This window comes from Sulfitobacter sp. PS-8MA (assembly GCF_040933935.1).
Taxonomy (GTDB): domain Bacteria; phylum Pseudomonadota; class Alphaproteobacteria; order Rhodobacterales; family Rhodobacteraceae; genus Sulfitobacter.
In genome coordinates this window covers 1,866,447-1,888,883 of record NZ_JBFQYJ010000006.1, presented here as the reverse complement: position 1 = coordinate 1,888,883, position 22,437 = coordinate 1,866,447, and the positions used below count along the sequence as shown (strand labels likewise).

The following is a 22,437-nucleotide window of genomic DNA, read 5'->3' as shown; positions in this document are numbered from 1 at the left end:
GGATCAATGCGGGCAGGGGGCGGGGCATCAGCGGATGACCTGTGGCTCCTTGGCCTCTCTGATCTCCCGCTGGCGCAGGGGCATCTTGTCGATGCTGCGGGTGATCTCGCGCACGTCCCAAGGGAAGGGTTTGCGCAGCTCGATGCCGCCTTCCTTGTCGACCAGCACCAGCATGAAGCCGCGCGGCCTCATGCGCAGCCGCAAGGGGCTGCGTGCGGCGGGGTCGGTGTCGGTCAGCACGACGACATCGCGCAGGCGCAATTCATCCGGCTGCGCCCGCAGATATTCCATCTGCGCCACGAAAGCCGGGTCGCTTTCGGAGTTGGCAAAGACCAGAACGGGCCGCTTTTTCCACTGGAATTCGCTCAAATCCGCCATATCGGCGGGGAGAAACAGCGGATCCTCGTCCCGGACATCAGCGCTTTGGGCGCTGGCTGTGGCGGCGATTATTCCTGCAAAAACAAGTGAGATAAGACGTTTCATTAATGCTCCTGTCCCTTCGAATATAGGCGTTCGGCCCGCATTTGCGAAGGTCAAAGCGCCGCAGGGGCGGATTAATCCCATTGCAAGGCATCCCGGTCCATGACGGCGGTGTTCCCTGCGTCATGGCCGGTCGGGGCGGCCGCATTGCCAGCATTGGGCCGCGCCATCATGGACGTCATTCTGCACATCGGGGCCCATCGCAGCGGCACCACGAGTTTTCAGCGCTACCTGCGCGACAACCGCGCCGAGCTGCGCGCGCGCGGTATCGGCTTTTGGGGCCCCGCGCGGGTGCGGCGGTCGGTCTTTCCGGGGCTGTTTCCGGGGCCTGCCGTGGCGCGGGGCCGCGACCTGCGGCGCCGGGCGGAGGGGCGGGTGCAGATGCAGCTGGCGCAATGCCGCGCGCAGGGCCTGCGTCACTTGCTGGTCAGTGACGAGAATATGATCGGCAGCGCCCGGCAGTGTTTGCGCCGCGCCGCGCTCTATCCGGCGATTGGCGAGCGTATGGCCCGGATCGGCAGCGCCTTTGGCGGGCGGATCACGCGCGTGGTGCTGAGCGTGCGGGCGCCGGACCTGTGGTGGGCTTCGGCGGCGGCCTATACGGTGGCGCGGGGGCATCCGGTGCCCAGCCCCGAGACCCGCGCTGCCATTGCGCAGAACCCGCGCTCCTGGCGCGATGTGGTGACCGATCTGGCCTGTGCCTTGCCGGAGACCGAAATCAGGGTCACGCCTTTTGAACAATTCGGGGCGCTGCCCGATGCGCTGTTCACTGCCTGCACCGATCAGGTGGCCCCGGCAGCGCCGACGGGCTGGCTTAACCGCGCGCCGGATCTGGCCGCTCTGCGCGAGACCCTGAACGCGCGGGGCGAAGACCCCGCGCTGCTGCCCGATGCCCCCGGACGCTGGCAGCCATTTGATGCGGCGCAGGCATCTGCCCTGCGCGAACGCTATGCCGACGATCAGTTCTGGCTCGCCGCCGGGGCCGATGGTCTGGCCATTCTGACAGAGGACCCCAGCCGGAGAAGAGCAGGCCCAAGCCTGCCGCCCGGCGCCATGAGAGAAGGACATGCATATGACATCCGACCCAAAGGACGCCAAAGCCCGCTGGCGTGATCTGGCCACAGGCGAGCTGCGCGGGCGCAGCCTCGACGATCTGACCTGGAAGACGCTGGAGGGGATCGACGTTCAACCGCTCTATACCGCCGAAGATGTCGAAGGGCTGGATCATCTGGGCAGCATCCCCGGCGAGGCGCCTTTTACCCGGGGGGTGAAGGCCACGATGTATGCGGGGCGGCCTTGGACGATCCGGCAATATGCGGGGTTTTCCACGGCGGAGGAATCCAACGCCTTTTACCGCCGTGCGCTGGCGGCTGGGCAGCAGGGGGTGTCGGTGGCCTTCGATCTGGCCACGCACCGGGGCTATGACAGTGACCACCCGCGCGTTGAGGGCGATGTCGGCAAGGCCGGGGTGGCGATTGACTCTGTCGAGGACATGAAGATCCTTTTCGACGGCATCCCGCTCGATCAGGTCTCGGTTTCCATGACGATGAACGGCGCGGTGATCCCGATCCTCGCCAGTTTCATCGTCGCGGGCGAGGAGCAGGGCCACGACCGGGCCAAGCTTTCAGGCACGATCCAGAACGACATTCTGAAAGAATTCATGGTGCGCAACACCTATGTCTATCCGCCGGAACCGTCGATGCGGATCATCGGGGATATCATTGAATATACCTCGGATTACATGCCCAAGTTCAACTCGATCTCGATCTCGGGCTATCACATGCAAGAGGCCGGCGCGAACCTCGTGCAGGAGCTGGCCTTCACGCTGGCCGACGGGCGCGAATATGTGCGCACGGCGATTGCCGCGGGGATGGATGTGGACCGTTTCGCGCCGCGTCTGAGCTTCTTCTTCGCCATCGGCATGAACTTTTTCATGGAGGCCGCCAAGCTGCGCGCCGCGCGGCTTTTGTGGTCGCGGATCATGGCGGAGTTTGAGCCGCAGAACCCCAAATCCTCGATGCTGCGGACCCATTGCCAGACCTCCGGTGTCAGCTTGGCCGAGCAGGACCCCTATAACAACGTCGTGCGCACGGCCTATGAGGCGCTTTCGGCGGTCTTGGGCGGCACCCAGTCGCTGCACACCAACTCGCTCGACGAGGCGATCGGCCTGCCGACGGAACATTCGGCGCGCATCGCCCGCAACACCCAGCTGATCCTGCAGGAAGAGACCGGCATCACCAATGTCGTCGATCCGCTGGCGGGCAGCTACTACGTCGAGAAGCTGACCGCCGATCTGGCCGAGGCGGCGTGGAAGCTGATCGAGGAAGTCGAGGAGATGGGCGGCATGACCAAGGCCGTGGCCTCCGGCATGCCCAAACTGCGCATCGAGGAAGCCGCAGCCCAGCGGCAGGCGGGGATCGACCGCGGCACCGATGTGATCGTGGGCGTCAACAAATACCGCCGCGACAAGGAAGAGCCGATCGACATTCTTGATGTCGATAACGTCAAGGTGCGCGCCGGTCAGGTGGCGCGGCTGGAACGCATCCGGGCCGAGCGGGATGACGCGGCTTGCGAGGCCGCCTTGGCGGAACTGACACGGCGGGCCGCCGAAGGCGGCAATCTGCTCGACGCGGCGGTCGAAGCCGCCCGCGCACGCGCCACAGTGGGAGAGATCAGCATGGCGATGGAGAAAGAATTCGGGCGGCACCGGGCCGAGGTCAAGACGCTCTCGGGCGTCTATGGCGCGGCCTATGAAGGCGACGCGGGCTTTGCCGATATCCAGAAATCGGTCAATGAATTCGCCGAGGCCGAAGGCCGCCGCCCGCGCATGCTGGTGGTCAAGATGGGGCAGGACGGGCACGACCGCGGCGCCAAGGTGATCGCCACGGCCTTTGCCGACATCGGCTTTGACGTGGACGTGGGTCCGCTGTTCCAGACGCCTGCCGAGGCCGCGCAGGATGCGGTCGACAACGACGTGCATGTGATCGGCATCTCCAGCCAGGCGGCGGGGCATAAAACGCTGGCGCCGCAGCTCATTCAGGCGCTGAAGGACGCGGGGGCCGAGGATATCCTCGTGATCTGCGGCGGGGTCATTCCGCAGCAAGATTACAAGTTCCTGCAGGACGCGGGCGTGAAGGCGATCTTTGGCCCCGGCACCAATATCCCCTCGGCGGCGCAGGATATCCTCAAGCTGATCCGCGAGACGCGGAAGTGATGCAGGCTGAAGAGAGCGCCGCCCAGAAGGGCGGCGTGATCCGCCCGGCTGTGGCGCAGGATGCCGCCGCCGTGGCGGCGCTGTGGAGCGGGATGATCCGCGACAGCCTCGCCACCTTTACCACCGAAGAGAAGACCGCCGATGATATCGCCCTACTGATCGACGCCCGAAGGGGAGCCTTTTGGGTCGCCGACGTCGCCGGGGAGGTCGCGGGCTTTGTCACCTTCGGCAGCTTTCGCGGCGGGCCGGGCTATGCGGCGACGGTGGAGCATAGCATCGTGCTGTCGGACAGCGCACGGGGGCAGGGGCTGGGGCGCGGCTTGATGACGCGGGCGATGGGGGCAGCGGCGGCGCAGGGGCATCATGTCATGGTCGCCGCGATCAGCAGCGCCAACCCCGGCGCGGTGGCTTTCCATGAAAAACTGGGCTTTGCACAGGTCGGACATATGCCCGAGGTTGGACGCAAGCGGGATCAATGGCTTGACCTTATCCTCATGCAGAAAATACTTGCCGCACCCTGACTTTCACCGCCGCGCGGGCTAAGCTTGGGGGGTTACCACCAAAGGGCACTCCCATGTCGATCTGGACACGTATTTCTGAAGCTTTGGCTGCGCTTACCGCGGGCGAGGGGCTGTCGGCTGTCTTTGACCGCCTGCGCAGCCCGCCTGAGCGGTCGGTGGCTTTTACCATCGCGGTGATTGCGCTTGGGGCCAAGATGGCCAAGGCCGATGGCTTGGTGACCCGCGACGAGGTGACGGCCTTTCGCGAGGTGTTCCAGATTGCCGAAGACGATCAGGAGGGGGCGGCGCGGGTGTTCAACCTGGCGCGGCAGGATGTGGCGGGGTTTGAGGAATATGCCCGGCGCATCGCCAATATGTTCGAAGACCAGCCGCAGATGCTGCATGATCTGATGGAGGGGCTGTTTCACATCGCCATGGCGGATGGCACCTATCACCCCAATGAGAATGCCTTTCTGGAGGATGTGGCCGCGATCTTTCGCATGGATGAGGAAGACTTCGCCTCGCTGAAGGCGCGTTTCGTGCCGGACAGTTCCCCCCTGCCGCGCACGGTTCTGGGCATCGGGCCGAATGCCACGCTGGAGGAGGCGCGCAAGGCCTGGCGGCGTTTGGTGCGGGAAAACCACCCCGATGCGCTGGTGGCGCGGGGCCTGCCGGAAGAGGCGATCAAGATGGCCGAGAAACGCATGATCGACATCAACCGCGCGTGGGAGACGCTCTCGCGCAAACACGCCTGATGCGCTTTGCCACCTATAATGTCGAATGGTTTGCGAACCTGTTCGACGCGGACAACCGGCTTTACGACGACGAGGCCTCGTCTGGGCGGCATGATGTGACCCGCGCGGCACAGACCGCGGCTTTGGGCCGGGTGTTCCGGGCGCTCGATGCGGATGCGATCATGGTGATCGAAGCGCCCAATCACGGGCGGCGGCAGTCCACCGTGGCGGCGCTGATGCATTTCGCGGCGCATTTTGGCCTGCGGGCGCGGGAGGCGGTGATGGGGTTTTCCAATGACACCCAGCAAGAGATCGCGCTGCTTTATGATCCGAGCCTACTGACCGCCCGCCATGCGCCGCAGGCCACAGCCGAGGCGCCGCGCTTTGACCAGACCCTGCGGATTGATCTGGATGTGGACGCGACCGAGGATGCGGTCGTCTTTTCCAAGCCTCCCCTGGAGTTGGAGGTTGTCACGCAAAGCGGTTTTGCCTTGCAGATGATCGGCGCGCATCTGAAATCAAAAGCCCCGCATGGGGCAAAGTCTGACGCGGATGTGCTGCGTCTGGCCATTGCCAACCGGCGCAAGCAATTGGCGCAGGCGATCTGGCTGCGGCGGCGGATCGACGCTCTGATCGCGGCGGGGCGGCCCGTGATGGTCATGGGCGATATGAACGACGGGCCGGGGCTGGATGAATTCGAGGACCTCTTTGGCCGCTCCTCGGTCGAGATCGTTCTGGGCGCGGGGGAGGCGGCCCTGTTTGACCCCCATGCGAAACAGGCCCTGAGCCGCCGTCTCGGCGCCGCGCCGACATCGGCCCGGTTCTGGATCACGCCGGAACAGCGCTATTTGCAGGCCCTGTTGGATTACATCATGGTGACGCCAGAACTCCGGGCCCGCGCGGCGCGGTGGCGGATTTGGCACCCGATGGATGATCCGGACTGCTGGGCCGACCCGGCTCTGCGTGACGCGTTGCTGACGGCCTCCGATCACTTCCCGGTCACGCTGGACATCGAGCTTTAGGCGGGCCTGCGCCGAATTTTTGGGGTAGGAACTCGACATCTCTCAGCCCCTGCCTACATCTGGGGTATGACACGTTTTATGCCCCTTATCGCCCTTTGTGCGCTGCTGCCCGTTTCGGCGGTGGCGCAGGATGACACCGAAGACCGCGGCCTTGGCCTGATGGAGCAGGGTGCGCAGATGTTCATGGACGGGATCATGGAAGAAATGGGCCCGGTCATGGAAGGGTTCGAAGGCTTCACCGAGGCGATGCGGCCCGCGCTGCGCGATTTCGCCCGCGAGATGGGGCCAAAGCTGACCGAGCTTTTGGATCAGGTGGAGGATTGGAACGCCTATCAGGCGCCCGAGATGCTGCCCAATGGCGATATCATCATCCGGCGCAAGCCCGACCATCCGATGCTGCCGCCCGAGACTCCCACCGAACCTGAGCCGCAGATCGATCTTTAACGCCGCTGCCTAGCGCGGCGGGCGTTTGCCGGTGCGCACATGGACCTCGGCCTCAAGCGATTGGGCGAGCGAGTTCAGCCGCGCTTCGGCCACCTCGCCAAAGAGCGGCACCATGTCGGGGGTCAGCCAGAGTTCCAACTGTTTCTTTTTGGGAAACCAGCGCAGCTCGCCGCGGTGTTCGTTCTTGTCCATCCACAGCATCGCGCCAAAGCGCATGGCTTTGCCGAGGATTTCCGCCTCGCGCCGGGTCTGTTCATCGACCATATCATAAAGATCCGCAAAGCGCGTGTTTTCGCGTTTGTTGGAATAGCGGTGCAGCAGGGCCAGCCCGAGATAGATACGTTCGGCATGTTTCAACCCGCCCAGGTTGGCGCGGGTGGCATTGTCGAAACAGGTTTCGGCGCGGTAGTCGGGATGGGCGCGCCAGCTCACGTCATGCAAAAGGCAGGCCGCTTTGACGAGCCGTTTGCGGGCATGCGGGGCCGAACGGTAGAGCGGCAAGATGAAGTTATAGAGCACCTTGCCGAAACCGGGCATGCGGGCGTCTTTGGATTCGGCGAAATAGCAGGCTTCGATCAGCGGATCGCGGTCGCGCAGGCGTTGCGGCATCTGCTCGTAGAGCATGCCTTCGCGGATGCCATAGCTGGAGATTGCGATGTCCTTGGGGCGGAATGTCTTGACCAGACGGCTCAGCACCTCGGCGGCATAGGGCACCAGCGCCATCCGGCTGGAGGAGACCCCGCAGGCGTTTTTCAACTCCTTGAGGTCGGATTGCTGGATGAACTTCACCGTCTCGCGCACGGAAGTTACGGTCATGCGGTATTCATGCAGAACATGCAGCGGATAGCCGCGGCGGTACATGTCGACCCGCGCGATGGCCCGCCATGAGCCCCCGACGAGGAACAGCCGGTCGCGCTGGCTGCCCATCTTGTCGTGGAGCCCGTTCATCACCTCTTTGACATGCGCATGTCGCCCCTTGGCCCCGCCGGCAAGATCGCGCAGTTTCAGCGGGCCGAGTTGCGAGGTGACGCGTTTGCCCACGCGCCCGCCCGAGATTTCGGCCAGTTCCATCGAAGAGCCGCCGATGTCGCAGACCAGACCGTAGGCGCCGGGCCAGCCAAGCAGCACACCCTGGGCCGAGAGCCGGGCCTCTTCTTCGCCGTCGATCACCCAGATGCGCAGACCGGTCTCGCGCAGCACATCAGCGCAGAACTCGCGCCCATCCTTGGCATCGCGCACGGCGGCGGTGGCGACGACGGTAAGCTCCGACAGGCCCATGCCATCGGCAAGTTTGCTAAAGCGGCGCAGGGCCGAGAGCGCGCGCAGCCGGCCTTCGGGCGAGAGATGCCCGGTCTCGGCCATGCCCGCGCCCAAGGCGCACATGATCTTTTCGTTGTAGAAATAAGCCGGAGAACGTGCCGCCCCGTCAAAGACCACAAGGCGGACGGAGTTCGAGCCGACATCGACCACACCCACGCGGGCCAGCGCCCTTGCGCCGGGGTCTTGGAACAGCGGTTTGGCGAAAAGCCCCAGCTCCGCCACACCGGTTTCAGGCACCGCGGGCGTTCGGGAAGGGTCGGTCTGGTCTGCCATCAATGCTCCTGCGGGCCATCCGTTTGCACAGATATTTGGCGCAGGGGGGCGGGGAGGTCAATTGTTAACGCCCCGCCTTGCGGTCAATCCTCGGTATGGGTCAGTTTGGGCACATCCGAGGCGCCCGCGCTGCCGCGCCCGGAAAGCGAGGGGTTTTCCATGAAAAACCGGTGGCAGTTAAAGGCGAAAGTGCCTTCGGGGACCGCGGGGCGGGTGAATTTCCCCTCTGGTCCCATGACCCAGCTCTGCGCCACATCGGCGAGGTTCGCGGCCATGATCTGGCTGGTGATCTGGGCTTTGACGGTGGGGTTCTCGATCTCGACCATGGTCTCGACCCGGCGGTTCAGGTTGCGGCCCATCCAATCGGCGGAGGACATGAAGACCCGCGCCTTTTTATGCGGCAGCCCGTGGCCATTGCCGAAACAGACAATGCGGCTGTGTTCGAGAAACCGTCCGATGATGGATTTGACGCGGATATTGTCCGACAGCCCTTTGACCCCGGGGCGCAGCCCGCAGATGCCGCGAATGACGAGGCTGATCTCCACCCCCGCCTGGCTCGCGGCATAGAGCGCGTCGATCACCTCGGCGTCAATGAGCGCGTTCATCTTGGCCCAGATCGCCGCCGGCTTGCCGCGCCGGGCATGTTCGGCCTCGGCCGCGATAAGTTCCAGCAGGCGCGGTTTCAGCGTCGTGGGGGAAATGGCGAGGTTGTCGAGCTTTTCGGGCGGGGCGTAGCCCGAAAGAAAGTTGAAAACTTTGGTGGCATCGCGGCCAAGGTTCTGGTCGCAGGTGAAAAGCGACAGATCGGTGTAGATCCGCGCGGTGATCGGGTGGTAGTTGCCGGTGCCATAATGGGTATAGGTCACCAGCTGATCGCCCTCGCGCCGCACCACGGTGGAGATTTTGGCGTGGGTCTTGAGGTCAAGAAAACCGTAGACCACATGGGCCCCGGCACGCTCCAACCGGCGGGACTGGCGGATATTGGCGGCCTCGTCAAAACGGGCTTTGAGCTCGACCAGCGCGGTGACCGATTTGCCATCTTCGGCCGCTTCGCAGAGCGCTTCGACAATCGGGCTGTCGCGGGAGGTGCGGTAGAGCGTCTGTTTGATGGCCACCACATCGGGATCGCGGGCGGCTTGCGCGAGGAAGCGCACCACCATGTCGAAGGTCTCATAGGGGTGGTGCAGCAGCATGTCCTTTTGGCTGATGGCGGCGAACATATCGCCGTCATGGTCGCTGACACGCTCGGGGATGCGCGGGGTGAAGGAGGGCCAGAGCAGGTCGGGCCGCGCGTCGGTCACCAGTTTCGACAGATCGGCGATGCCCAGCATGCCGTCCAATTCGATCACATCCTGCGGCCGCACGCAAAGCTCGCGCATCACCACGGATTTCAGCTTGGCGGGCGCGCCGGCGGAATGGGTCAGCCGCACGACCTCGCCCCGGCGGCGGCGTTTCAGGGCGACTTCAAACTCGCGCACGAGGTCTTCGGCCTCGTCTTCGACTTCGAGATCGCTGTCGCGCAGCACGCGGAATTCAAAATGCGCCTTGAGTTTGTAGCCCGGAAAAAGGTTCGGGATGTTGATGAGCAAAAGGTCTTCGAGCGGCAGGTAGCGCAGGCATCCATCGGGCGCGGGCAGGGAGACGAAACGGTCAATCTGGCCGGGGATCGGGAGCAGCGCCTGCAGCGGGCGTTTGTCGCGGCTGCGTTCCAGTTGCAGCGCCAAAGCAAAGCCGGTGTTGGGGATAAAGGGAAAAGGATGCGCAGGATCGATGGCGAGCGGGGACAGCACCGCGAAGACCTGGTTGAGAAAGACATCTTCGAGGTGTTTCAGGTCCTCCTCGGTCAGGTCCGACGTGCGCTCCAGCATGATGTTCTGCGCGTCCATCTCGGCCATCAGATCGACCAGCACGCGTTGTTGCGACAGCATCAGCTTGCGCGCGTCTTCGTTGATGAGGATCAGCTGCTCGGCGGGCGTCAGCCCGTCGGCGGCGGCGGTGGTATTGCCGGCTTGCGCCAATTCGCGCAGGCCCGCGACGCGGACGGTGTAGAACTCATCGAGATTTGTGGCCGAGATCGACAGGAAGCGCAGCCGTTCCAGCAGCGGCACGCGGGGGTTCTCGGCCTCTTCCAGCACGCGCCAGTTGAAATCGAGCCAGCTCAGCTCACGGTTAAAAAACCGCCCCGGGCCGGAGGTATCAAGCTCAGGCAGATCGGTGGCGGGCGGAAATGGCGCTTGCAAAAAATCGGCTTGGGTCATGCGGGCCTCATGACATTGGAATGTAACGGGTTTATGATAGCGCTGCCCCGTTTGCCCGCTAGTATCATGTCTGCGGTGGGGCGATGTCCAGCACCTGCGCGGCCAGCGCGCGTGTCAGGGGCCGCTTCTGCGCAAGGCTGGCGGCGTCCAGCCGGTCCACCAGCGCGATGGCGGCGGCAAAGGACCGGTCCATCCGGGTCATCAGGTAGTTGATCAGTTCCGGCTTGGGCGTGAGCTGCCGATCGGCCAGCAGTTTGACCAGCAGCGCCGAGAGCAGCGCGTCGTCCGGCGCGTCCATTTCCACCGCGGTGGCGCCACGCATGCGGCTCACGAGGTCGGGCAGGGTCAGCCCCCAATGCGCGACCGAGCCGGTGCCGGTGAGCAGCAGCGCCTGGCCCTCGGCCAGCACGAGGTTGTGCAGGTGAAAGAGCGCGGTTTGCGCGGCGGCGTCATGGGCGATCAGATGCACGTCTTCCACCGCCACCGGGCCCCGGGCGAGGGCGGGGATGTCGGCGGCAAGAAGCTCGGTCGCGCTGATGATCTGCGCGCCCGAAAGGTCCGCCCAGACATGGGTGAGATGGGTCTTGCCCGAGCCCTGCGGCCCGGTCAGCGCCAGTTTGCCGCCCGCCCATCCGCGCCAGCCGTCGATCATCGCCATCGCCATCGCGTTGGAGGGGGCGACAAAGAAAGCGTCACGGCCCAGAGCCGTTCGGCTGGGCAGGTTCAACCCGAGTTGATGGGCCATGTCAGCGGATGTCCTCGTCGACAGTGGTTTCAGGTTCGCGGCCCATGTAGAGCACGCTTTCACGGTAACGCGCGGTGGCAAAACGCGCGATCACGCCAATGGCGGCGGCCACGGGCACGGCGACCAGCATGCCCACGAAACCAAAGAGCGTGCCAAAGACCGACAGCGCCAGCAGCAGCCAGACCGGGTGCAGCCCGACGGAATTGCCCACCAGTTTCGGCGTCAGCAAATTGCCTTCAACGATCTGGCCCAGCACAAAGATGCCGGCGACCAGCCCGATGGAGAGCCAATCGCCCCAGAACTGGAACAGCGCGAGGCCAATCGCCAGCGCCCCGCCAATGAGCGCGCCGAGGTAGGGGATGAAGGTGACCAGCCCGGCCACGAAGCCCACGACAAGGCCAAATTGCAGCCCCACCAGCATCAGCGCCACGGCATAGTAGGTGCCGAGGATCAGGCAGACCGTCCCCATGCCGCGCACGAAAGAGGCCAGCGTCGCGTCGATGTCCCGCGCCAATTGGCGGATCGTCGGCGCATGGTCCCGCGGCAGCAGCCGGTCGATGCCGGCGACCATCCGGTCCCAGTCGAGCAGCAGGTAGACGGCGACGACGGGCACGATAACGAAAAGCAACAGGATGTTGATCAGCGAGGCGAAGGAGGCAAAGGCGGTCTGCAACAGCGCCCCGCCGCGTTCCTGAATGGTGGTGCCAAGCGTGGTCAGCGAGGTGCGCAGGGTCGAATCGTCGTCCAAGAGCGAGGGGAAACGGTCGGTGATGAAATCGACGAAATTGCGGGTCACCTGCGGGGCGGTCTCGATCAGGTTGACGGTTTGGTTGACCAGCGTCGGCACCACCAGAAGCGCCATGAGCACGAAGATCATGATCGCAGCCACCGTGATCAACGCCGTCGCCATGACGCGGCTGAACCCCAAACGCTCCAGCCGGTCGGCCACAGGGTCGAGAAAATAGGCAATCGCCCCGCCCAGCAGGAAGGGCAGCAGCACATCGCCCATGAACCACAGCGCCACCATGAACACCGCCGCAGCGATGCCCCAGTATTTCAATTGGTCTCGGATTGGCAGGGCCATGATGCTCTCCGGCAAGGGATGTTCTCACATCGCCCATGTGGCGTTTCGTTTCAAGTCTCGCCTGCGGGGGGCGGCTTGACAGGGGCGTGGATCAGGGGACGATGGCGGCAAATTGAAGGAGCAGATGATGCGCGGTGAATTTGACGAGGAATTGGAACAGCGGTTGGTCCGCTATGCCAGGATCGACAGCCAGAGCGATGCGGAAAGTGCGACTGCGCCCAGCACGGAAATCCAGCTCGACATGTCGCGGCTGCTGGTGGCGGAGCTGCGCGAGATGGGGGCGCAGGATGTGACGCTCACCGATTACGGCGTGGTGCTGGCGACGCTGCCCGCCACGGTGGAGGGTGGGCCGGTGATGGGCTGGCTCGCCCATGTGGACACCGCCCCGCAGTATAACGCGACAGGCGTGAAGCCGGTGGTGCATCGCCGTTATAATGGCGGCGATATCACCTTTGCCGACGCGCCGGATCTGCGGCTCTCGCCTGAAAACGCGCCTTATCTGGCCGAGAAACAGGGCGAGGATATCATCACCGCCAGCGGGCTGACGCTCTTGGGCGGTGACGACAAGGCCGGGGTGGCGATTGCGATGACCGCCGCCCGGCATCTGCTCGACAACCCTGAGATTCCGCACGGCAAAATCCGCCTTGCCTTTACCCCCGACGAAGAGATCGGGCGCGGGGTGGATGCGCGGCTGCCCGGTGATCTGGGTTGCGACTTTGCCTATACATTCGATGGCGGCAAGCCGGGCGAGATCGAATATGAGACCTTCAGCGCCGATGGGGCCGTGGTGAAGATCACCGGGGTCTCGGCCCATCCCGGCTTTGCCAAGGACAAGATGGTCAACGCCCTGCATCTGGCTGCGAAAATCGTGATGACCCTGCCGCAGGCCACGATGACGCCCGAGACGACCGAGGGGCTGGACGGGTTCATTCATGTCTCGGACCTGAACGGCGGGTCGTCCGAGGCCGAGATCAAGTTGATCCTGCGCGATTTCGAGCGGGAGGGTTTGCAGGCCAAGGGCGATCTGCTGCGGCAGGTCTGTGCGGCGGTGGCGGCGGGAGAGCCGCGGGCGCGGATCGAGGTCGAGATCGCGCCGCAATACCGCAACATGCGCTATTGGCTGGAGCAGGACATGACCCCGGTCGATCTGGTGCGCGGCGCGGTGGCGGCGGTGGGGCTGGAACCGCGCTCGGTCCCCATTCGCGGCGGCACCGATGGCTCGCGCCTGACCGAGATGGGGGTGCCCTGTCCGAATGTCTTTACCGGGATGCAGGAAATCCACGGGCCGCTGGAATGGATTTCGGTGCAGGACATGGCGCTGGCCACCCGGGTGGCAGTGGAACTGGCGCAGCGGACCGCAAAAGCCTGACAGCCCCGCCGCGTTGTGATTGTCTCGCCCCCTGACATGCACTAGTCAGGGGGCAATTCGTCAATAAGGAAACACCATGCGCCTGTCCCAATATTTTCTGCCCGTGCTGAAGGAAAACCCTGCCGAGGCGCAGATCGTCAGCCACCGGTTGATGCTGCGGGCGGGAATGATCAAGCAATCCAGCGCGGGGATCTATTCCTGGCTGCCGTTGGGCTACAAGGTGCTGCGCAAGGTCGAAGAGATCGTGCATCAAGAGCAGCAGCGCGTGGGCCATATTCCGATGCTGATGCCGACGCTGCAATCGGCGGAGCTGTGGAAGGAATCGGGCCGCTATGACGCCTACGGCCCAGAGATGCTGCGCATCCGCGACCGGCAGGATCGCGACATGCTTTACGGCCCCACCAACGAAGAGATGATCACCGACATCTTCCGCAGCCATGTCGGGTCATACAAAGACTTGCCGCTGACGCTTTACCACATCCAGTGGAAATTCCGCGACGAAATCCGCCCGCGCTTCGGCGTGATGCGGGGCCGCGAGTTCCTGATGAAGGACGGCTACAACTTCGACCTCACCAAAGAGGACGCGCTGCACGCCTATAACCGCCATCTGGTCAGCTACCTGCGCACCTATGAGCGGATGGGCTTGCAAGCGATCCCGATGCGCGCCGACTCTGGCCCCATCGGCGGCGACGACACGCATGAGTTCCTCGTGCTGGCCGAAACGGGTGAATCGGAGGTCTTCTATGACAGTGAGATCACCGATCTGACTTTCGGCGACCGCGAGATCGACCCCAATGATCACGACGCCTGCCGCGCGGTGCTCGAAGAGTTCACCTCGCGCTATGCCCGCACGGATGAGACGCACGACCCCGAAGTGTTCGCGCAGGTGCCGGAAGAACGCCAGCGCAGCGCGCGCGGCATCGAAGTGGGGCAGATCTTTTACTTCGGCACGAAATACTCCGAGGCGATGAATGCCAAGGTGCAGGGCCCGGACGGCAAACAGGTCGCCGTGCATATGGGCAGCCATGGCATCGGCGTCAGCCGCTTGCTGGGCGCGATCATCGAGGCAAGCCATGACGACAAGGGCATCATTTGGCCCGAAGGGGTGACGCCGTTCCATGCCGGGATCGTGAACCTCAAACAGGGCGATGCCGAAGCCGATGCGGCCTGTGACGCGCTTTACAACAGCCTCAAGGCGCTGGGCCTTGATCCGCTTTATGACGACCGCAAGGGCGGGGCCGGGATGAAGTTCGCCACGATGGATTTGATCGGCCTGCCGTGGCGCATCACCGTCGGCCCGCGCGGGCTGAAGAACGGGGTGGTGGAACTCACCAGCCGCCGCAGCGGGGAAAGCGAAGAACTGCCGCCCGAACAGGCGGTCGAGAAAATCGCCAAGATTTACGCCGGTATCCTCTGAGGTCGCCGATGATCCTGCGGGCGCTGACATTGGCCGGTGGGATCATAAGCGCAGGGATTGCCGCACAGGGCCCGGGTTTTGCCCGGGCCTATGTGTTTGAGCTCGCGGCGGCGGAACAGGTGCTCGCACAGGTCGTGGCGGATTTCGATGCGGCGGCGCGGGCCGCCGGCCTGGAGCCTGCGGCAGCCTTGGACCGGCTTCGGGGCTCGGCGCTGCTTGATCGGCGGCGCGTCGATCTTGAGCGGCATATCGCGCGTCACGCAAGGCTCCGGGCCGATCTCTCCGTCCTGCGGGACGCCGGGCCGTTCCTGCGCAGCTTTCATATGTTGCGCGTGCCGGATGTCGCCGCGCGTCGGGCGGCTTGGGCCAATTTTCAGCCCAAAGCGCCGCGCAGCCGGGCCGAGATGATTTTTGCCCTCACGGGGTTTGCCTTGGGGCTGCTTTCTACCCGGTTTATCCTGTGGCTGCCGACATGGCCGCGGCGCCGCCGGGCATTGCGTTCTTGACCCTTCTGGGGCAAAGCCTCAGGTTGCGCGCACCTTAGACCGGAGCCTTCCCGCATGGCCAGCAAACCCACACGCACCGCCCCATTCGCGGCCTTTGAATGGATGATCGCCTGGCGCTACCTGCGCGCCCGCCGCGCCGAAGGGGGCGTCAGCGTCATGACCTGGATCAGCCTGATCGGCATCACGCTGGCGGTCTTTGCGCTGATTGCCACGCTCTCGGTGCGTTCCGGCTTTCGGGCCGAGTTCGTCGATACCATCCTCGGCGCCAATGCCCATGTGACGGTCTATACGATGGGCGAGGTGCTGCCCAACGGCCAGATCGACCGCACCATCGAGAATTACGAGGAGATGGCTGCCGAGGTCGCCAAGGTCGAGGGCGTCACCCGCGTCGCCCCCTTGGTGCGCCAGCAGGTCATGGCGAACCGGCGGCAGGCCAATGCGGGGGTCGAAGTCTTTGGCATTGCCGCTGACGATCTGATGACCATCCCCGGCATCCAACCTTCCGAGCGCTCGCAAGGCGATATCGACCGGTTCGAGGAGGGCATCGCCATCGGCAGCGGTGTGGCGCAAAGCCTTGGCGTGCAGGTGGGCGACACGCTCAAGCTGATTTCGCCCAATGGGGTCAAGACCGCCTTTGGCACCAGCCCCCGGGTGAACGGCTATGAGGTGGTCTATATCTTCTCCGCCGGGCGCTATGACATTGATAAGACACGGGCCTATCTGCCGATTGCCGAGGCGCAGAGCTTTTTCAACCGCGAAGGGGTGGCGGATGAGCTGGAGGTCATGGTCGAAGACCCCGAAAGCGTCGACGCCATGGCGCCGGCGCTGATGCAGGCGGCGGGCGATTTGGCGCAGGTCTGGACCTGGCGCGATGCCTCCGGTTCTTTCCTCTCGGCGCTGGATATCGAGGACCGGGTGATGTTCGTGATCCTCTCGGTGCTGGTGCTGATCGCCGCGATGAACATCGTCTCGGGGCTGATCATGCTGGTCAAGAACAAGGGCCGCGACATTGGCATCCTGCGCACCATGGGGCTCTCCGAAGGCTCTGTCCTGCGGGTATTTTTCATCTGTGGCGCCTTTACCGGGATCATCGGCACGGCGGCGGGGGTGGTGCTGGGCGTGCTCTTTGCGACATACGTTGACCAGATCTTCGCCTTCGTGAACTACCTCAGCGGCGGCACCGCCTGGGATGCCTCGATCCGGGGCATCTACTTCCTGCCCGCGAAACTGCAACTCGCTGATGTGCTCTCGGCGGTGGCGCTGTCGCTCGGCCTCAGCTTTATCGTCACGATCTTTCCCGCCCGCCGCGCGGCGCGGATGAACCCGGTGGAGGCCCTGCGCTATGAATGATCCGATCCTGCGCCTGGGGGGCATTTCCAAAGCCTATAACCCCGGCAAGCCGAACGAAGTCCATGTCCTACGGGGCATTGATCTGGAGGTCGCGGCAGGCGAGGTTGTGGCGCTGGTGGCGCCTTCGGGCGCGGGCAAATCGACGCTGCTGCATATCGCGGGGCTGCTCGACACGGCGGACAGCGGCCGGGTCGAGATCGCGGGCGATGACCTCACCGGCCAGAGCGACCGCAAGCGCACCGGGGTGCGGCGGGCGGATGTGGGGTTTATCTACCAGTTCCACCATCTGCTGCCGGAGTTCACCGCGCTGGAGAACATCGTGCTGCCGCAGCTTGCCAATGGCGTCGCACGTTCCGCTGCCGAAGCGCGGGGGCGGGCATTGCTGGCCGAGGTGGGCATCGCCGAGCGGGCCGACCACCGGCCTGCGGCGATGTCGGGCGGTGAGCAGCAGCGTGTCGCCTTCTGCCGGGCGCTGGCCAATGAGCCGCGGCTGCTGCTGGCGGATGAGCCGACCGGCAACCTCGACCCCACCACGTCGGATCAGGTCTTCGGCGCGCTGATGGCGCTGGTGCGCAGCACCGGGCTGGCGGCTGTGATCGCCACGCATAACCTCGATCTTGCCGCCCGGATGGACCGCCAGATCCGGCTGGAGGCAGGGCAGCTCGTCCCGGTCTGACGGGTGCCACGCTTTGCCGTTTGCGCCGGTGCCGCGCGGGGCCTATCATCGCGCCAAGGGCCGCGAGTGCCCGTTCAAGACCATAGGAGCAGATATGCCGATCCCCAGACTACCGCTCATCCTCGCGGCGGCGAGTGCCGCCATCGTGGCCGCCTGCAGCGTGCCGTCGATGCCCGAAGCGCCCGATGGGGCCAAATTCTATGCCGCGAACTGCGTCGCTTGCCACGGCATGCCGGGGCGGGGCGATGGGCCTCTGGCGGCGGGGCTGGACCCGGCCCCTGCTGACCTCACCCTGCTGGCGCGCGAGAACGGCGGCACGTTCCCCCGGGCGCGGGCGCTGAGCTATATCTATGGCGACCCCGAGCAGGGCCATCTGGCCCGTGTCATGCCGCAGTTCGGCGGGGCGATGGCCAATGACACCGTGCCGATCGAAGTCGATGGCGTGCTGACTCCGACCCCGCGGGTGCTGGCCGGGCTGCTGGCCTATCTGGAGAGCATCCAGCGTTAACCGCAGATGCCATCCAACGCGACCCCGTCCCAAGGCAGGCGCACGTCGTGGGCGCGGTTTTGGGGCAGGGGGGCCACGGGCATGACCTCCGAGAGCATGGCATGCAACCGCTTGGTACGCGGCGCCTGCGGGTCGAGCGCGCGGCAGCAGACGAATTCCTCCACGATCGAGCCCTGCTGTTCATAGCCGAAATCGAGGAAGCGCGGCTTTGTGTCGACTTCGAAGAGGTAAGGGTCGGGGCTGGTGAACTGCTCCGACGCCGCGCGCAGCGGCGAATAGCCGGTGAGCTTGCGGTTCTGCCATTGCCAGACATGGGTGACCTCATGCGCCAGCAGCATCGCGGCGATCAGGCTGATGCGGTCGGGGTGATCGGGCAGGTAGTCGTCGAGATACCAATCCTTGTCGAACAGCACGTGGTTAAAGAGCGCCATGGCGGCGGGTTTGCTGGTCACGGTATCGCCGACCTGCGGCGGCAGAATGCGCTCCCGGCAGGTGGTGCGCGGGCGCGGCTTGCGGGTGAAGGTGACGGCGCGGGTGGGGGCACCATCGTGCAGACGCACGCGGTCGTAGTCGAGCGTGGGGCCGTGGAGGGTGGCGAGATAGGCGCGTTCGTTGTCGGTCAGCGGGCGGCCGCAGGCGGTGAGGAGGAGGCAGAGAAGGAGTGCGCGGATCATGGGATGAGTTAGGCGCGGGGGAGGCGGCGGATCAAGGGGGAAGTTGGGGGTCTTCTGCTGATGGTGTGGGTGACCCTTGTTGCGATCTCGACCTATCGTTGTGTAGAAGCCCCTTCCCCATGCGGGGTGAGCGGCACCGTTAATAATCCAATAGTTCGGGAGGACGTTTGGGCCGGCGCTGGATGATTGCACCTTGATTTTCAGCTTTGCAGAAGGTATATAGTTTATACGTTCGGGAGCCTGACATTTATGGCGCCGGGGTTACGACCCCGCCCGGCGTCAATCCCTTAACCTAAAAGTATTTTTCGGGTGTAATACGAGGCCACGGCCTAGGATTGCGTTTTCTTTGTTACCCCGCATCTTCGTTTTGAACAGAGTTGCGTGTTTGCCATCGCCAACGCTGTATGCCCTATGGATCGCCCCCGTCACATAGTCGGCAATTTGGATGCCGGTCGAATGTTCCGAATCCTGCAAGAATAGTCCCTCTACTAGCCTGCTATAACCGGAACGATTGGTAGCTGATGCTGACGTTAACGCGGAGTGGTGTGCTCGGAACAGTTTATCATCAGATCGGCCTCTATGATCGGCAATAACTATTCCTATATCGTTTTCGTCTTGCAGAAGGTATTGAAAACGCTCTGTGATAGGTTTGTATGTAAAATGATACAAATCCTGCTGGCTATTGACAGTGTTATATTGAAAAGCTGCTTCAACATCTGTCACACACGCAATTAGCGTCACAGGAAGGCGCCCGATAATCGCGGCAAACTCAAGGCTCAAAGATTTCCGATCACTCGCGGAAACTTCAATTAGAGGGTTATCCTTATCGCGGTTGTGGGGCGCGAAGAAACGCCATTTTAGCTCTCCGAAAATGCGGTTCCGTACTTTGAAGCCATGAATATGATTATTGCATGTACGCCAACTCTGAGCGTCCATGATCACGGCGCCTAAGGTGAAATAAGGGCGCGCTGCGTTCGGTTTGTTGGGCGGGGTGCCACTTTCGTCAACGAAGCAAAACTTCACTACATACTGTTCCGCAAAAATCTCTTAAACAATGGCCATATGCTATTGGATCGGAACAAAGCAGTAAACTGATCACATTTGCTTTCTAAATACTATCGGTAGAATTTAACGGGGTCTTAGATACCCCTCAAACATCCAACTCCTCCACAAACTGCGCGTTCTGCTGAATATAAGCAAAGCGCATCTCCGGCTTCTTCCCCATCAACCGCTCGACCAGATCCCCGGTCTCGCCCGGCACGTCCTCATCCACCGTCACGCGGATGAGCTTGCGGGTCTCGGGGTCCATCGTGGTCTCCTTGAGGTCCTTCGCGTCCATCTCGCCCAGACCCTTGAAGCGGCTCACGTCGATCTTGCCTTTGCCGCCCAAGCCCTTCTCCAGCCACAAGTTTTTCTCGGCCTCGTCGAGGCAATAGACCCGTTTCGCACCTTGGGTCAGGCGGAAGAGCGGCGGGCAGGCGAGATAGAGGTGGCCTGCGTCGATCAGCGGGCGCATCTGGGTGAAGAAGAAGGTCATCAAGAGCGACGCGATATGGGCGCCGTCGACATCGGCGTCGGTCATGATGATGATCTTATCATAGCGCAGGTCGTCGAGGCTGAACTTCGTGCCCATGCCGACGCCGAGCGCTTCGCAAAGGTCGTTGATCTCGGCGTTGGTCGTGAGCTTGCTCGACGCTGCGCCCAGCACGTTGAGGATCTTACCCTTCAGCGGCAGCAGCGCTTGGGTGTTGCGGTTGCGCGCGCCCTTGCCCGAGCCACCCGCCGAGTCGCCCTCGACGATGAAAAGCTCCGTGCCCTCGCGGGATTTGCTGGTGCAATCGGTCAGCTTGCCGGGGAGGCGGAGTTTCTTGGTGGCGCTTTTGCGAGCCGTTTCCTTTTCCTGCTTGCGGCGCATCCGCTCTTCGGCGCGCAGCACGAGGAAATCGAGGATCGCACCGGCGGATTTCGTATCCGCCGCCAGCCAGTTGTCGAAATGGTCGCGCACGGCGTTCTCGACCAGACGCTGCGCCTCGGTGGTGGCGAGACGGTCCTTGGTCTGGCCCACGAACTCCGGCTCGCGGATGAAGCAGGAGACCAGCGCGCAGCCGCCGGTGATCAGGTCGTCGCGGGTGATGTCCTTGGCCTTGCGGTTGTTAGCGAGCTCGCCGTAAGCGCGGATGCCCTTGAGGATCGCGGCCCAGAAACCGCTCTCATGGGTGCCGCCTTCGGGCGTGGGGACGGTGTTACAATAGGACTGGATGAAACCGTCGCGCGCGGGCGTCCAGTTGATCGCCCATTCGACCTTGCCCGGCACGCCGAAGCGTTCCTGAAAGTCGACGGTGCCGGCAAAAGGGTTCTCGGCATAGGTCGTGGCTTTGCCCAAGGTCTCGCGCAGGTAATCGGCAAGGCCGCCGGGGAAGTGGAAGGTCGCCTCCATCGGCGTGTCGCCGTCCTCGATCTCGGACTTCCAGCGGATTTCGACGCCAGAGAAGAGATAGGCTTTGGAGCGGACCATTTTGAGCAGGCGCGAGGGTTTGAACCGATGCGCGCCAAAGATCTGCTCGTCGGCGTGGAAGGTGACCATGGTGCCGCGCCGGTTGGGGGCCGCGCCGATCTTCTCCACCGGACCCTGCGGGATGCCGCGTGAGAACCGCTGCTCGAAGAGCTCCCGGTTGCGCGCGACCTGCACGACCATGGAATCACTGAGCGCGTTGACGACCGAGGCGCCGACCCCGTGCAGACCGCCCGAGGTCTGATAGGCTTTGCCCGAAAACTTGCCGCCCGCGTGCAGCGTGCAGAGGATCACCTCAAGCGCAGACTTCTCGGGGAACTTAGGGTGCGGGTCGATCGGGATGCCGCGCCCGTTGTCGCGGATGGTGACCGCGTAATCGGCATGCAACTCGACTTCAATGCGCGTGGCATGGCCCGCGACGGCTTCGTCCATCGAGTTGTCGAGCACTTCGGCCACAAGATGGTGCAACGCGCGCTCATCGGTGCCGCCAATATACATGCCGGGGCGTTTGCGGACGGGCTCCAGCCCCTCCAGCACTTCGATGGAGGAGGCGTCGTATTCGGTGGGTTCCTGGCCGGAAAGAAGATCGGTCATGCGGGCCTGCTCTTTGTTTGTGGGTGGGGGGCATTTTGACAGCCCCGCGCGCCGGGGGCAATCGCGGGTTTGTCGGATGGGCCGGATTTGGGAATCAGCCGGCTTTGGCGCGCAACCAATCGGCGAGGCTGTCTTCGTCGATGCGGCGTTGGGCGACGTCGCGGATCAGATCGCCGGCTTCGATGGTGTCGTGGTCAAGTTGCACACCGTTGAGATCAAGACAGATATCGAGAACAAGATGCGCCGTCCGCTTGTTCGCATCATTGAAGACATGGCCTGTCGCGACCGCGACGCAATAGGCTGCGGCCAGGTCGAAGACATCCTCGATCAGGCCGTAAACAAGCCGGTTGTCCACCCGCGCCAATGCCCCTTCAAGCGACTTATCCAAGGCCATTCCCTGAAGTTCGCCGGGATTGAGTGCGGAATCGTGAATTTGAATCACAAGCTCAGGAGTTAGTAAGACATAGCTCATTTGTCTTTCAGGTAATCCAGAACCGGTTGGTTAATATGCTTGCGCCGGGCAATGCTTTCCATCACCTCATCCAAAGTCGCCACCCGCGGTTCCTCCTGCAGGGTTGCCTCTGCCGGGACGAAATAGCCCACGCAGCGCGAGTTCTTCATCACCGCCACGGGCTTGCCGCCCGAGCGTTCGAGCACCTTATGCGGTTCGCGCATCTCGGTCATGGTGGCGATATGGTTGGTATGGATGCGGGTCATTTTGGGCTCCTGAATGTATATTATAATATACAGTTTCAAG

Annotated in this window: 22 protein-coding genes; 12 read left to right on the top strand and 10 right to left on the bottom strand. The window is 63.6% G+C overall.

Translation table 11 applies throughout. The annotated features are described in order from the left end of the window. Positions 1 to 27: 27 nt before the first annotated feature. Positions 28 to 483 carry a DUF4174 domain-containing protein gene (locus AB4M76_RS13275; RefSeq protein ID WP_368442359.1) on the bottom strand — a complete coding sequence of 152 codons (456 nt, stop codon included), beginning with the start codon at positions 481 to 483 and terminating at the stop codon, positions 28 to 30. Positions 484 to 582: 99 nt separating this feature from the next. Between AB4M76_RS13275 and AB4M76_RS13270 the strand changes: the two genes are divergently transcribed. The 6 genes from AB4M76_RS13270 to AB4M76_RS13245 all read left to right on the top strand — a co-directional run bounded on the left by AB4M76_RS13270 (position 583) and on the right by AB4M76_RS13245 (position 6,394). Next, positions 583 to 1,593 (top strand): hypothetical protein, encoded by a 1,011-nt coding sequence (locus AB4M76_RS13270; RefSeq protein ID WP_368442358.1) that lies wholly within the window; start codon positions 583 to 585, stop codon positions 1,591 to 1,593. Beyond that, positions 1,553 to 3,694: a methylmalonyl-CoA mutase gene (gene scpA, locus AB4M76_RS13265; RefSeq protein WP_368442357.1), complete on the top strand. Its 2,142-nt coding sequence runs from the start codon at positions 1,553 to 1,555 to the stop codon at positions 3,692 to 3,694. The genes AB4M76_RS13270 and scpA overlap by 41 nt, the downstream gene beginning before the upstream one ends. Further along, complete coding sequence (locus tag AB4M76_RS13260; RefSeq protein WP_368442356.1) at positions 3,694 to 4,215, top strand: N-acetyltransferase family protein; 522 nt, start codon at positions 3,694 to 3,696, stop codon at positions 4,213 to 4,215. Before scpA ends, AB4M76_RS13260 begins: the two co-directional genes overlap by 1 nt. Positions 4,216 to 4,268: 53 nt before the next feature. Continuing rightward, positions 4,269 to 4,949, top strand: coding sequence for a TerB family tellurite resistance protein (locus tag AB4M76_RS13255; protein WP_368442355.1), 681 nt, complete (start codon positions 4,269 to 4,271; stop codon positions 4,947 to 4,949). Beyond that, a complete protein-coding gene (locus tag AB4M76_RS13250) occupies positions 4,949 to 5,950 on the top strand; it encodes an endonuclease/exonuclease/phosphatase family protein (protein ID WP_368442354.1) in 1,002 nt (333 codons plus the stop codon). The genes AB4M76_RS13255 and AB4M76_RS13250 overlap by 1 nt, the downstream gene beginning before the upstream one ends. Positions 5,951 to 6,028: 78 nt before the next feature. Beyond that, positions 6,029 to 6,394 (top strand): hypothetical protein, encoded by a 366-nt coding sequence (locus AB4M76_RS13245; protein ID WP_368442353.1) that lies wholly within the window; start codon positions 6,029 to 6,031, stop codon positions 6,392 to 6,394. A gap of 9 nt (positions 6,395 to 6,403) precedes the next feature. On the opposite strand, the gene AB4M76_RS13240 is transcribed toward AB4M76_RS13245, so the two are convergent. From AB4M76_RS13240 to AB4M76_RS13225, 4 genes are all read right to left on the bottom strand, one after another. Beyond that, positions 6,404 to 7,987, bottom strand: a complete 1,584-nt coding sequence (locus AB4M76_RS13240; protein ID WP_368442352.1) for a Ppx/GppA family phosphatase — start codon at positions 7,985 to 7,987, stop codon at positions 6,404 to 6,406. An 83-nt stretch (positions 7,988 to 8,070) separates the two neighbouring features. Then, on the bottom strand, positions 8,071 to 10,245 hold the full coding sequence (locus AB4M76_RS13235) for an RNA degradosome polyphosphate kinase (protein WP_368442350.1): 2,175 nt from the start codon (positions 10,243 to 10,245) through the stop codon (positions 8,071 to 8,073). Positions 10,246 to 10,309: 64 nt separating this feature from the next. Further along, on the bottom strand, positions 10,310 to 10,990 hold the full coding sequence (locus tag AB4M76_RS13230) for a DnaA/Hda family protein (protein ID WP_368442349.1): 681 nt from the start codon (positions 10,988 to 10,990) through the stop codon (positions 10,310 to 10,312). Between the two features lies 1 nt (position 10,991). Next, on the bottom strand, positions 10,992 to 12,074 hold the full coding sequence (locus tag AB4M76_RS13225) for an AI-2E family transporter (RefSeq protein WP_368442348.1): 1,083 nt from the start codon (positions 12,072 to 12,074) through the stop codon (positions 10,992 to 10,994). Between the two features lie 127 nt (positions 12,075 to 12,201). On the opposite strand from AB4M76_RS13225, the gene pepT reads away from it, so the two are divergent. The 6 genes from pepT (at position 12,202) to AB4M76_RS13195 (ending at position 17,900) form a co-directional block, all read left to right on the top strand. Further along, the gene (gene pepT, locus AB4M76_RS13220) at positions 12,202 to 13,443 is read left to right on the top strand and encodes a peptidase T (protein ID WP_368442347.1); all 1,242 of its coding nucleotides are present in this window, start codon (positions 12,202 to 12,204) and stop codon (positions 13,441 to 13,443) included. A gap of 76 nt (positions 13,444 to 13,519) precedes the next feature. After that, complete coding sequence (proS, locus tag AB4M76_RS13215; RefSeq protein ID WP_368442346.1) at positions 13,520 to 14,860, top strand: proline--tRNA ligase; 1,341 nt, start codon at positions 13,520 to 13,522, stop codon at positions 14,858 to 14,860. A gap of 8 nt (positions 14,861 to 14,868) precedes the next feature. Further along, complete coding sequence (locus AB4M76_RS13210) at positions 14,869 to 15,366, top strand: DUF2937 family protein (protein ID WP_368442345.1); 498 nt, start codon at positions 14,869 to 14,871, stop codon at positions 15,364 to 15,366. A gap of 54 nt (positions 15,367 to 15,420) precedes the next feature. Continuing rightward, entirely contained in the window at positions 15,421 to 16,716 is a 1,296-nt protein-coding gene (locus AB4M76_RS13205; RefSeq protein WP_368442343.1) for a lipoprotein-releasing ABC transporter permease subunit, read from the top strand. After that, positions 16,709 to 17,392: an ABC transporter ATP-binding protein gene (locus AB4M76_RS13200; protein ID WP_368442342.1), complete on the top strand. Its 684-nt coding sequence runs from the start codon at positions 16,709 to 16,711 to the stop codon at positions 17,390 to 17,392. Before AB4M76_RS13205 ends, AB4M76_RS13200 begins: the two co-directional genes overlap by 8 nt. Positions 17,393 to 17,486: 94 nt before the next feature. Continuing rightward, on the top strand, positions 17,487 to 17,900 hold the full coding sequence (locus AB4M76_RS13195; RefSeq protein WP_368442341.1) for a cytochrome c: 414 nt from the start codon (positions 17,487 to 17,489) through the stop codon (positions 17,898 to 17,900). On the opposite strand, the gene AB4M76_RS13190 is transcribed toward AB4M76_RS13195, so the two are convergent. From AB4M76_RS13190 to AB4M76_RS13170, 5 genes are all read right to left on the bottom strand, one after another. Then, on the bottom strand, positions 17,897 to 18,574 hold the full coding sequence (locus AB4M76_RS13190) for a hypothetical protein (protein ID WP_368442340.1): 678 nt from the start codon (positions 18,572 to 18,574) through the stop codon (positions 17,897 to 17,899). The two genes, AB4M76_RS13195 and AB4M76_RS13190, sit on opposite strands and share 4 nt — an antisense overlap. A 279-nt stretch (positions 18,575 to 18,853) precedes the next feature. Continuing rightward, positions 18,854 to 19,597, bottom strand: a complete 744-nt coding sequence (locus tag AB4M76_RS13185) for a DUF3800 domain-containing protein (RefSeq protein WP_368442339.1) — start codon at positions 19,595 to 19,597, stop codon at positions 18,854 to 18,856. A 127-nt stretch (positions 19,598 to 19,724) separates the two neighbouring features. Then, entirely contained in the window at positions 19,725 to 21,680 is a 1,956-nt protein-coding gene (gene parE, locus AB4M76_RS13180; RefSeq protein WP_368442338.1) for a DNA topoisomerase IV subunit B, read from the bottom strand. 94 nt (positions 21,681 to 21,774) lie between these two features. Then, entirely contained in the window at positions 21,775 to 22,152 is a 378-nt protein-coding gene (locus AB4M76_RS13175; RefSeq protein WP_368442337.1) for a type II toxin-antitoxin system death-on-curing family toxin, read from the bottom strand. Continuing rightward, complete coding sequence (locus AB4M76_RS13170) at positions 22,149 to 22,397, bottom strand: hypothetical protein (protein WP_093926785.1); 249 nt, start codon at positions 22,395 to 22,397, stop codon at positions 22,149 to 22,151. The genes AB4M76_RS13175 and AB4M76_RS13170 overlap by 4 nt, the downstream gene beginning before the upstream one ends. Between the last annotated feature and the right edge of the window lie 40 nt (positions 22,398 to 22,437).

Coding starts and splice junctions, on each gene's coding strand:
- AB4M76_RS13275 (WP_368442359.1), bottom strand. CDS start 483: ATGAAACGTCTTATCTCACTTGTTTTTGCAGGAATAATCGCCGCCACA.
- AB4M76_RS13270 (WP_368442358.1), top strand. CDS start 583: ATGACGGCGGTGTTCCCTGCGTCATGGCCGGTCGGGGCGGCCGCATTG.
- scpA (WP_368442357.1), top strand. CDS start 1,553: ATGACATCCGACCCAAAGGACGCCAAAGCCCGCTGGCGTGATCTGGCC.
- AB4M76_RS13260 (WP_368442356.1), top strand. CDS start 3,694: ATGCAGGCTGAAGAGAGCGCCGCCCAGAAGGGCGGCGTGATCCGCCCG.
- AB4M76_RS13255 (WP_368442355.1), top strand. CDS start 4,269: ATGTCGATCTGGACACGTATTTCTGAAGCTTTGGCTGCGCTTACCGCG.
- AB4M76_RS13250 (WP_368442354.1), top strand. CDS start 4,949: ATGCGCTTTGCCACCTATAATGTCGAATGGTTTGCGAACCTGTTCGAC.
- AB4M76_RS13245 (WP_368442353.1), top strand. CDS start 6,029: ATGCCCCTTATCGCCCTTTGTGCGCTGCTGCCCGTTTCGGCGGTGGCG.
- AB4M76_RS13240 (WP_368442352.1), bottom strand. CDS start 7,987: ATGGCAGACCAGACCGACCCTTCCCGAACGCCCGCGGTGCCTGAAACC.
- AB4M76_RS13235 (WP_368442350.1), bottom strand. CDS start 10,245: ATGACCCAAGCCGATTTTTTGCAAGCGCCATTTCCGCCCGCCACCGAT.
- AB4M76_RS13230 (WP_368442349.1), bottom strand. CDS start 10,990: ATGGCCCATCAACTCGGGTTGAACCTGCCCAGCCGAACGGCTCTGGGC.
- AB4M76_RS13225 (WP_368442348.1), bottom strand. CDS start 12,074: ATGGCCCTGCCAATCCGAGACCAATTGAAATACTGGGGCATCGCTGCG.
- pepT (WP_368442347.1), top strand. CDS start 12,202: ATGCGCGGTGAATTTGACGAGGAATTGGAACAGCGGTTGGTCCGCTAT.
- proS (WP_368442346.1), top strand. CDS start 13,520: ATGCGCCTGTCCCAATATTTTCTGCCCGTGCTGAAGGAAAACCCTGCC.
- AB4M76_RS13210 (WP_368442345.1), top strand. CDS start 14,869: ATGATCCTGCGGGCGCTGACATTGGCCGGTGGGATCATAAGCGCAGGG.
- AB4M76_RS13205 (WP_368442343.1), top strand. CDS start 15,421: ATGGCCAGCAAACCCACACGCACCGCCCCATTCGCGGCCTTTGAATGG.
- AB4M76_RS13200 (WP_368442342.1), top strand. CDS start 16,709: ATGAATGATCCGATCCTGCGCCTGGGGGGCATTTCCAAAGCCTATAAC.
- AB4M76_RS13195 (WP_368442341.1), top strand. CDS start 17,487: ATGCCGATCCCCAGACTACCGCTCATCCTCGCGGCGGCGAGTGCCGCC.
- AB4M76_RS13190 (WP_368442340.1), bottom strand. CDS start 18,574: ATGATCCGCGCACTCCTTCTCTGCCTCCTCCTCACCGCCTGCGGCCGC.
- parE (WP_368442338.1), bottom strand. CDS start 21,680: ATGACCGATCTTCTTTCCGGCCAGGAACCCACCGAATACGACGCCTCC.
- AB4M76_RS13175 (WP_368442337.1), bottom strand. CDS start 22,152: ATGAGCTATGTCTTACTAACTCCTGAGCTTGTGATTCAAATTCACGAT.
- AB4M76_RS13170 (WP_093926785.1), bottom strand. CDS start 22,397: ATGACCCGCATCCATACCAACCATATCGCCACCATGACCGAGATGCGC.